9 protein-coding genes and 1 rRNA gene are annotated in these 9,113 nt (G+C 43.6%); 2 read left to right on the top strand and 8 right to left on the bottom strand.

Features of this window, described 5'->3' with window-relative positions; genetic code table 11:
- The 8 genes from NL626_RS21795 to dusA form a co-directional block, all read right to left on the bottom strand.
- Positions 1-203 (bottom strand): 16S ribosomal RNA (locus NL626_RS21795); the annotation flags it as partial.
- Between the two features lie 581 nt (positions 204-784).
- Positions 785-1,564, bottom strand: coding sequence for a phosphoadenylyl-sulfate reductase (locus tag NL626_RS21790; RefSeq protein ID WP_213970117.1), 780 nt, complete (start codon positions 1,562-1,564; stop codon positions 785-787).
- Positions 1,557-3,293, bottom strand: a complete 1,737-nt coding sequence (cysI, locus tag NL626_RS21785) for an assimilatory sulfite reductase (NADPH) hemoprotein subunit (protein WP_017821724.1) — start codon at positions 3,291-3,293, stop codon at positions 1,557-1,559. The genes NL626_RS21790 and cysI overlap by 8 nt, the downstream gene beginning before the upstream one ends.
- Complete coding sequence (locus tag NL626_RS21780; RefSeq protein WP_253657722.1) at positions 3,293-5,164, bottom strand: assimilatory sulfite reductase (NADPH) flavoprotein subunit; 1,872 nt, start codon at positions 5,162-5,164, stop codon at positions 3,293-3,295. The genes cysI and NL626_RS21780 overlap by 1 nt, the downstream gene beginning before the upstream one ends.
- 117 nt (positions 5,165-5,281) lie before the next feature.
- On the bottom strand, positions 5,282-5,512 hold the full coding sequence (locus NL626_RS21775) for a hypothetical protein (protein WP_005381264.1): 231 nt from the start codon (positions 5,510-5,512) through the stop codon (positions 5,282-5,284).
- A gap of 157 nt (positions 5,513-5,669) precedes the next feature.
- Positions 5,670-6,329 carry a TIGR04219 family outer membrane beta-barrel protein gene (locus NL626_RS21770; RefSeq protein WP_253657721.1) on the bottom strand — a complete coding sequence of 220 codons (660 nt, stop codon included), beginning with the start codon at positions 6,327-6,329 and terminating at the stop codon, positions 5,670-5,672.
- Positions 6,330-6,427: 98 nt separating this feature from the next.
- Entirely contained in the window at positions 6,428-6,643 is a 216-nt protein-coding gene (gene pspG / locus NL626_RS21765; protein WP_005381266.1) for an envelope stress response protein PspG, read from the bottom strand.
- A 163-nt stretch (positions 6,644-6,806) separates the two neighbouring features.
- The gene (dusA, locus tag NL626_RS21760; protein WP_017821727.1) at positions 6,807-7,787 is read right to left on the bottom strand and encodes a tRNA dihydrouridine(20/20a) synthase DusA; all 981 of its coding nucleotides are present in this window, start codon (positions 7,785-7,787) and stop codon (positions 6,807-6,809) included.
- A 321-nt stretch (positions 7,788-8,108) separates the two neighbouring features.
- Here dusA and zur point away from each other — a divergent pair, with 321 nt between their 5' ends.
- Together zur and NL626_RS21750 are read left to right on the top strand one after the other, a co-directional pair.
- On the top strand, positions 8,109-8,573 hold the full coding sequence (gene zur, locus NL626_RS21755; protein ID WP_005381268.1) for a zinc uptake transcriptional repressor Zur: 465 nt from the start codon (positions 8,109-8,111) through the stop codon (positions 8,571-8,573).
- Positions 8,574-8,582: 9 nt separating this feature from the next.
- Entirely contained in the window at positions 8,583-9,044 is a 462-nt protein-coding gene (locus NL626_RS21750) for a chemotaxis protein CheX (RefSeq protein ID WP_005381269.1), read from the top strand.
- Positions 9,045-9,113: the final 69 nt, after the last annotated feature.

Genomic DNA, 9,113 nt, shown 5'->3' with positions numbered 1-9,113 from the left:
GCCCGTAGGCATCATGCGGTATTAGCCATCGTTTCCAATGGTTATCCCCCACATCAGGGCAATTTCCTAGGCATTACTCACCCGTCCGCCGCTCGACGCCGTTATCGTTCCCCGAAGGTTCAGATAACTCGTTTCCGCTCGACTTGCATGTGTTAGGCCTGCCGCCAGCGTTCAATCTGAGCCATGATCAAACTCTTCAATTTAAGATTTTGTCGGCTCAATGAATACTGAACATTACATAAAGTAATGTTTGAATTGACTGTGCTGAATCTTTCAATTCAATGGTCACTTCGTTTCATTGAAACCTAATTTGATACCGAGGTATCGAATTGGATTATCATCAACGAGTGCCCACACAGATTGATAGGTCTATATTGTTAAAGAGCAACTCTTCTTTGTGATTGACATCACTTGGGAAGAGGCGGCCATTCTAGCGAGATAATTTATTGTGTCAAACACTTTCTTCAAATTATTTCGTTTTTCTTTTCAGCCTTATCAACTTCGCTTAAACCCTTGTGAGCCCTTGCCCTGTCGACGAGGAGGCATTATAGAGATCGCGCTCACATTGGCAAGTGTTATTTTTCAAAAATTGCAAAAATAATGGTTAAACGATGAGTTTTCGATCAAACCTTTATTTATTCAACTTTACCCCAAACTCTCACACAACTTATCCACAGAGTTGTTCTTTGAGACGTATTTTTCAAGTACCATAAATAAAGAAAGCTGCTTTATTGCAGCTATCTTTATTAAACTTAACCTAAACTCTATTTAAAGAGTATTATGGCTATATGCCAGACCCATCTTGTTCGGAGCCATCATCTTCGTGTAGGCCACATTCTCGCTTTAAGCCAAAGAATCGAGTTTCTTCCTCTGACATTCCCGGCTCCCATTTACGAGTGGTATGTGTATCACCAACTGAAAGGTAACCTTCATCCCACAACGGGTGGTATTTAAGGCCGTGTTGTTCTAAGTAGTAATGAACGTCTTTATTAGTCCAATCAATTACTGGTAGAAATTTAAACACACCGTTCTGAATTGATAGAATCGGTAAACCTGCACGAGATTTACTTTGCTCTCGACGCAGTCCAGAGAACCACGTTCCAACATTAAGCTCTTTTAACGCTCGACGCATCGGCTCAACTTTATTGAGCTTGTTGTATTTTTCAATTCCCTCTACACCCTGATCCCATAATTTTCCATATCGGGCTTCTTGCCAATTCGCACTTTCTTTGGCTCGATAAACTTTTAAATTTAGGTTGAGAGCACCTGTCAGCTCATCGATAAATCGGTACGTCTCAGCAAACAGGTAACCAGTATCGGTTAGAATGACGGGGATGTCCGCTTTGGCGCGAGTAACTAAATGAAGCATAACCGCGGCTTGAATACCAAAACTAGAAGAAACCGCGAACTCGCCTTCTAGATTATCTAAAGCCCACGCTACTCTCTCTTGTGCTGAAAGCTTTTCGAGCTCGACATTAATTTGAGCAAGACGGAGGATTTGCTCCGTCTTTGTTAATGTCAGTAACTCTGTGAGCTCCAGCTTGGATGCTACAGAATCAAGCATGAAAGTCCCTCTTTGATACGAGCACTTCTTGGATAATGCCAGCACGAATAGTGAAATCGCCAAAGGCTTCGCCTTCTTCACGCTCTTTCGACCATCGAGCCACCAGCAGATCAATCTCTTCTAAGATTTGCTTATCCGTGATGTTCTCTTTATACATTTTTGGTACTCGAGTACCGGCACGGTTACCACCTAGGTGCAAGTTGTAACGACCCGGCGCTTTGCCAACTAGACCAATTTCAGCCAACATTGCGCGACCACAGCCATTTGGACACCCAGTTACACGCAAAATGATGTTGTCATTTTCTGGTAGGTTGTGCTTCTCCAGAATCCCCTCCACATCAGTAACAAACTGAGGAAGGAAACGTTCAGCTTCTGCCATCGCTAGCGGACAAGTTGGAAAAGCAACACAAGCCATTGAGTTCTTACGCTGTTCACTTACGCCGTCGTCCATTAAGCCATGTTCACGAGCGATCTTTTCAATCTTCGCTTTTTCGTTTTTAGGTACACCCGCAACAATTAGGTTTTGGTTTGCTGTCATGCGGAAATCGCCTTTGTGGATTTTGGCAATTTCAGCAACACCCGTCTTAAGTGGTTTACCTGGAAAGTCTAATAAGCGACCATTTTCGATGAAAAGCGCTAAATGATATTTACCATCAATTCCTTCTACCCAGCCAATACGGTCACCACGTTCTGTGAATTCATATGGACGGCTTTGCTCAAACTTAACACCAGCACGTTTCTCGACTTCCGCTTTAAAGACATCGCTACCTACACGATCCAATGTGTATTTGGTTTTTGCGTTCTTACGGTTTGAACGGTTACCCCAGTCGCGCTGAGTTGTTACTACAGCTGCGGCAACATCAAGTGTCTTGTCCAGCGGAATAAAGCCAAAGTCGTCAGCGCGGCGCGGATAAGTTGATGTATCGCCATGCGTCATCGCTAAGCCGCCGCCGACCAGGACGTTAAAACCAACCAGCTTGCCGTTATCTGCAATCGCTACGAAGTTGAGATCGTTAGCGTGTACATCTACGTCATTTTGCGGTGGGATAACCACTGTGGTTTTAAACTTACGTGGTAAGTAGTTCTTGCCTAGAATCGGTTCGTCTTCTTCCGTGCTTTCTACTTTTTCACCGTCTAGCCAAATCTCTGCATAAGCGCGTGTTTTCGGAAGCAGGTGTTCACTGATTCTCTTCGCCCATTCGTAAGCTTCTTGGTGTAACTCTGACTCCACTGGATTAGTGGTACACAACACGTTACGGTTTACATCACCCGCGGTTGCAATCGAATCAATGCCAATACTGTTGAGCGTTTGATGCATCAACTTAATATTCGGTTTTAATACCCCATGAAACTGGAACGTTTGGCGAGTCGTCAGACGAATACTTCCATATAAAGAGTGCTCCGTTGCGAACTTGTCGATCGCTAACCATTGCGTTGGCGTGATGATGCCTCCAGGCATACGAGCACGAAGCATCACATTATGTAATGGTTCCAGTTTTTGCTTTGTGCGTTCATTACGGATATCACGATCGTCTTGTTGATACATACCGTGGAAACGAATTAACTGGAAGTTGTCGGCAGTAAAGCCACCAGTAATACGGTCCTGTAAATCTTGCTCAATGGTGCCACGTAATAAGTTGCTTTCTCGCTTCAGGCGCTCGTTATCAGATAGCGGCCCTAACTCTTCACCTAATACAACCTGCTTATTATTGTCCGTAGAAAAAGTCATTAGTACACATCCCTCTGATAACGTTTCGCTTTACGTAGGTCATTAATAAATTGTTCTGCATCGTCACGCGGCATCTTGCCTTCTTGTTCAGCAACGATAACCAATGCGTCGTGCACATCTTTTGCCATACGCGTTGCATCACCGCAGACATAGATATAAGCGCCTTCTTGGATCCACTGCCACACTTGAGCTGCGTTTTCTAAGATGCGATGTTGTACGTAAACCTTTTCTACTTGGTCACGACTAAAGGCAACATCCAATCGGCTTAGTACTCCTGACTTGAGATACTTTTGCCATTCCACTTGGTATAAGAAGTCTTGAGTGAACGTGCGATCACCAAAGAACAACCAGTTTTTGCCTTCAGCATCACGGTTTTCACGTTCCTGAATAAAGCTTCGGAATGGTGCGATCCCTGTGCCAGGACCAACCATGATAATTGGAGTGCTATCATCTTCCGGCAGTTTAAAGTTGTTGTTATGCTCAACAAATACTTTAACTTCATCTCCCTCTTCGAGACGCTGTGCTAAGAAACTAGACGCTCCACCATATCGTTTTTCGTCGTTTTGTTCGTACTCAACCAAAGCAACCGTTAGGTGTACTTCTTCATCGACCTCTTCTTGGCTTGATGCAATAGAGTAAAGGCGTGGAGTAAGACGACGAAGCAAACCAATCAATTCATCTGCGGTTAACTTGGTTTTCTTTTCTGCCAGTACATCAACGATTTGAGTATTTGCAGAGTACTCGCGAAGCTTATCTTTATCTTCAACTAACTTTTGTAGTTTCTTGCTACCGGATAACTCGGCAAACTTTGTGATGAGCTGCGGGTTAGATGTTGTGATTTCATATTTACTCACAAGAGCACTGTGGATTGACAAGCTTTCACCATCAACGTCAACAGTCTCAACCCCAGACAAACCGACCTTACCAAGAATGGCATTTGCAAGTTCCGAGCTATTTTCAAACCACACACCTAGTGCATCACCTGGCTGATACGTTAAGCCCGAGCCTTCTAAGTCGATTTCTATATGACGAACGTCTTTTCCAGAGTCACGGCCCGTGATTTTTTGACTGGTCAGTAACGTCGCAGTGTACGGATTTTGTTTATTGTAAGGAGAGTGCGCAGTCGCAGCTTGACCCACAGGAAGTTGAACCACATCCGCTTCAGAGCCAGAAGAAAGTGTATCTTTTACCTTGTCTAACGCATTCTTACGCCATTCAGTTGCGCGGGCTTCATAATCCACATCGCAATCAAGACGCTCGATAAATGGAGTCGCGCCTAGCTTTGATAGGTAAGTGTCGAAGTCTTTACCGGTCTGACAGAAGAACTCGTAGCTAGAATCTCCCAATGCAATAACACCATATTGCAGGTTTGGCAGCTTAGGAGCCTTCTTCGATTGCAAAAACTCATGTAGCTCAATGGCATTGTCTGGCGCTTCGCCTTCGCCGTTAGTCGATGCCACAATAATGACATGCGTTTCTTTGGCTAAGTTTTTACCTTTGTAATCGCTTGCATCAAAAAGTTCGACTGCAATTCCTTCTGCTTTTGCTTCCTGTTCCAGAGCTTCAGCAACACCTTTAGCATTGCCCGTTTGGGAAGCAAAAATAATACTCAACTTACCTGCTGGCTTCGCTGATACGGCTGCCGTTGCTTGTGCAATTGGCGTTACCGCTGTGTTTGGTTGATTTTGAGCTAATCCCCAAAAATACCCACTGACCCAAGCAAGTTGCTGTGAAGACAACTCAGAGACAGTTTGTTGGAGTGAGCTAATTTGTTGGTCATTCAGAGGGCTTGTGATTGGAGGATTTCCTCCTTGCCCATTATTATCTTCAGACACATTCTTGTGAGAATACTCATTCTTTTGAAAAGACATTATCACGACATCCCTATTCATTGCGTGACGATAGAGTACCCACTCTCCTTAATAACAAGAAAGAATAGAAGTGAATGTTTTATAACTTTTTGGAAGTAAGAACGGCTTACTTTTTGCTCATCGATCTTCAATGCGGACTTGTTGAAAGCCTACTGCCATTGCCGATTTTGACGCAGTATCCAAATCTTCATAAAGACATTCTTCGCCGTGACTGTCCGTTAGAAAAACAAAACCACCGCGCGCATGTCTGAACTCTACAACCCAACCACCCTCTTGGATTGCAGGCTCAATAATCGCTTCGATAAGCTGATTTTCACGGAATAGATGTCTTAGTTCATTTATTGTCATCGCTATCCCTGCTTTAACTTTCACATTGCTCCTAGGTAAGCATGGTCTAAGTCAGCCAAATAGGGAGAAATTTCGATTAGATATAATGAAGTGATATAAAAAAACGCCGCTTATAAAGCGACGTTTTAAGTAAATCGAATATCTAACATGGCTGAATTTAGAACGCGTATTCCGCACTCACAAAGAAGCCGTTAGCAAAAATAAACTCTTTCCCTAGATCCGACATGAATTTATCGGACTCTAAATCAATCACACGGTAACCTCCACGAAAAGCCAGTCGAGCTTTTTCGAGCGGTACATTGTATTGAACACCTGCCATGAAATCGGTGCTTTTGATACCTTTGTTGTCACCAAAGTTTATCTCACCAATCACATCAAAGTTTGTATCCGGAACTTGAATTTCTGCGTAACCATACCAAGCCCAAATCAGATCATCAAATTCTTCTACACGCCTGCTTGAGCCAGCATCAATGTATTTAGTGTCACTTAAATTACTGAACGTGAGACCCGCATCAAAGTGCAATAAATCATGCTCTAGAACGTGGTAATACAAGGTTAAATCGAGCTTATCGAACCCCATGTAATCCGCATCAACACTTGAGTAACGAAGGCGCGCATTAGGGACATATTTAACATCATGTTCAATCGCCGCGTAAAAAGTGCCTGCGGTACTGCTATCTCGTCTCACTTCATTAACTTTAGTGTCGGCAGCCCATACCTCTGCGCCGACTTTTGTCGATACAGAGTACTCTGCAAAAACAGGAAAAGATACTGCCAACGATAATGCCGTTAAAGCGATGTTCGCTTTATTTGTCATGTAGTATTTACTCCGAGATAGCTGATATTCACGTAGAGGACGTGAGAGGAAATATACCATATTCTCACGCCTCTCCATCAACTAAATGATGTTACTCATTATTTATAGCGGGGCTGAGCGACGTAATTCTTGAAGAACCAAATACCCAATGCAATCACGATTAACCATGGTAATAGTTTGAGTACCGCTCCAACCATTCCCAGTAAAAACATCACAACTAACGCAATACCAGTTGCTGCGAATACGGTCATCATTGTGATACCCGTAACCAACAAGGTCGCCGCAAAGACTAAAATAAAGATTAGCTCCAACATAATCACTTCTCCATTTGTTTTCAATAAACAGAGCAGTTTCCATACCAACTTACAGATTCGGAGATAAGTCAATGATTTTTAATAAAAAATAAAGCCAGAGGCATTTCTGCACCCTGGCTTTATCATTCTTTAGTTGGTAATTTTAGCCATTCACTGGCGAATTTTACACATTCAATTCTTTTGGAATCTTAGCTAGCGCGTCTTGCAATACTTCTAGACCAGAACCTGGTTTGTGCGCATTTTCACTGATATGACGACGCCATTGACGAGCACCGGGCATGCTTTGGAACAAACCTAACATGTGACGGGTAATGTGACCAAGGTACGCACCTTTCGCTAATTGCGCTTCAATGTATGGGTACATCTCTTCAACAATTTCGCTGCGTTTCTTCACTGGAGCGTTAGAGCCAAACAACTCTTGGTCTACCGATGCCAGTAGATATGGGCTTTGGTATGCTTCACGACCAATCATCACACCGTCAAGATGCTGAAGATGTGCTTTTGCTTCTTCTAATGACTTCACGCCACCGTTAATCGCAATCGTTAGGTGTGAGAAGTCTTGCTTCAATTGGTAAGCGCGTGGGTAATCCAATGGTGGGATCTCACGGTTTTCTTTTGGGCTTAGACCACTTAACCATGCTTTACGTGCGTGGATAGTGAACTGCTCACAGCCACCCTTTTCTGAAACAATAGAAACGAAATCCGTTAGGAATTCGTAAGAGTCTTGATCATCAATACCAATGCGAGTCTTGACTGTTACAGGGATATCGACCACGTCTTTCATTGCTGCGACACAATCCGCAACTAACTGCGGTTCAGCCATTAAGCAAGCACCAAATCGACCGTTTTGTACGCGGTCAGATGGACATCCCACATTTAGGTTAATCTCATCGTAGCCACGCTCTTGCGCTAGCTTGGCACACGTAGCCAAATCTGCTGGGTTTGAACCACCAAGTTGAAGGGCTAACGGATGCTCTTCTTCGTTATAAGCCAGGAAATCTCCTTTTCCATGAATGATCGCACCTGTCGTCACCATTTCAGTGTACAGCAGGGTCTCTTTGGTCATTAAGCGATGGAAGTAGCGACAATGACGATCAGTCCAATCTAACATTGGTGCTACGGAGAGCCTGCAAGAATGAGTCATGATATAAACACCCGTTTTTATGTTGCCAAGGTCGAGCGCAGCAGTACGCTCAAAAAATAAGTCGGGTATTGTATACCCAAGCACCTCTGGGTGCTAGTTTCAGCGAGAATGATTTGATTGGCTGGCTAGCCAAGTGCTTAGGAATACGCAGAAGTAATACTAATCTGTCATTCGTTGATTCATTCTGTGATGATTATTCCGCCTTCACACCACCACCGACTTGCTTTAATTCATGATTTTCGTTCTGATAGTGGGTAAAATGAAGCATTTCTAAACGAACTTCGTATAGAAATGATTTATCATAGAGCACGTCCGATAGTTATGGTGAAAGGTTTGAACCCAACAATCATTGAACAAATTGAAAGTATCTGCGCAGAGCGTGGAGTACGACTGACTCCGCAACGCCGACGCGTATTTGAACTCATTTGTTCTAATCGCCGCGCCTCAAGTGCGTATGAGCTATTGGAGCAACTAAAAGAGAGTGAGCCTCAGGCTAAGCCGCCCACTGTTTATCGAGCATTAGATTTTCTCCTAGAGCAAGGCTTCATCCACCGAGTGGAATCGACAAATAGCTTTATTACTTGTTGTTCTTTCAATACTCAGCAGCACTTTTTCCAATTACTAATTTGCGATAAATGTGGTGATGTCGTTGAACTCGAAGATGAGACGCTGATATCCTTGTTAGCCGAAAACGCCGAGAAGCATGGATTCAAACTGACCAACCAAGTTATTGAAACTCATGGTGAATGCCAGGCCTGTTCCTCCGAGACGAAAGAAAAAGTATAGAAGAACGTTATGCGCGCTGAATTTGTAAACCCGTTTTTAGCTTCTTTAATGAACGTGCTAAAAACTATGGCTTCTCTTGAGCTGAAGCCACAAAAACCGCGAATCAAAAAAGATGAGATCGCACGAGGTGACGTTTCTGGTCTGATTGGTATGGTAGGCCCACAAACTCGTGGTTCAATGTCGATCACCTTTGATGAAGCACTCGCCCTAGAAATCATGCAGAACATGCTTGGTGAACGTCCAAATGGGCTCAATGAAGAAGTGACCGATATGGTGGGTGAGATCACCAACATGGTTACTGGTGGTGCGAAACGCATTCTGGCGGAAAGTGGTTTTGACTTTGATATGGCAACACCGGTTGTGGTTTCGGGCCGAGGTCATACGATTCGCCACAAGTGTGAAGGCTCAATTATTATCATGCCTTTCTCTTCCCAATGGGGAAATGCCTTTATCGAAATTTGCTTCGAATAAAAGAGAAAAATAGGTTGGCACTGGCCAACCTATTTTGTTTTTGCCTCAGGCAATAAAAAGGTCAGCATT

The organism is Vibrio sp. Y58_MX_L22 (assembly GCF_024181865.1).
In the GTDB taxonomy this organism is placed as follows: domain Bacteria; phylum Pseudomonadota; class Gammaproteobacteria; order Enterobacterales; family Vibrionaceae; genus Vibrio; species Vibrio alginolyticus.
This window is presented reverse-complemented; position numbering and strand designations above follow the sequence as displayed.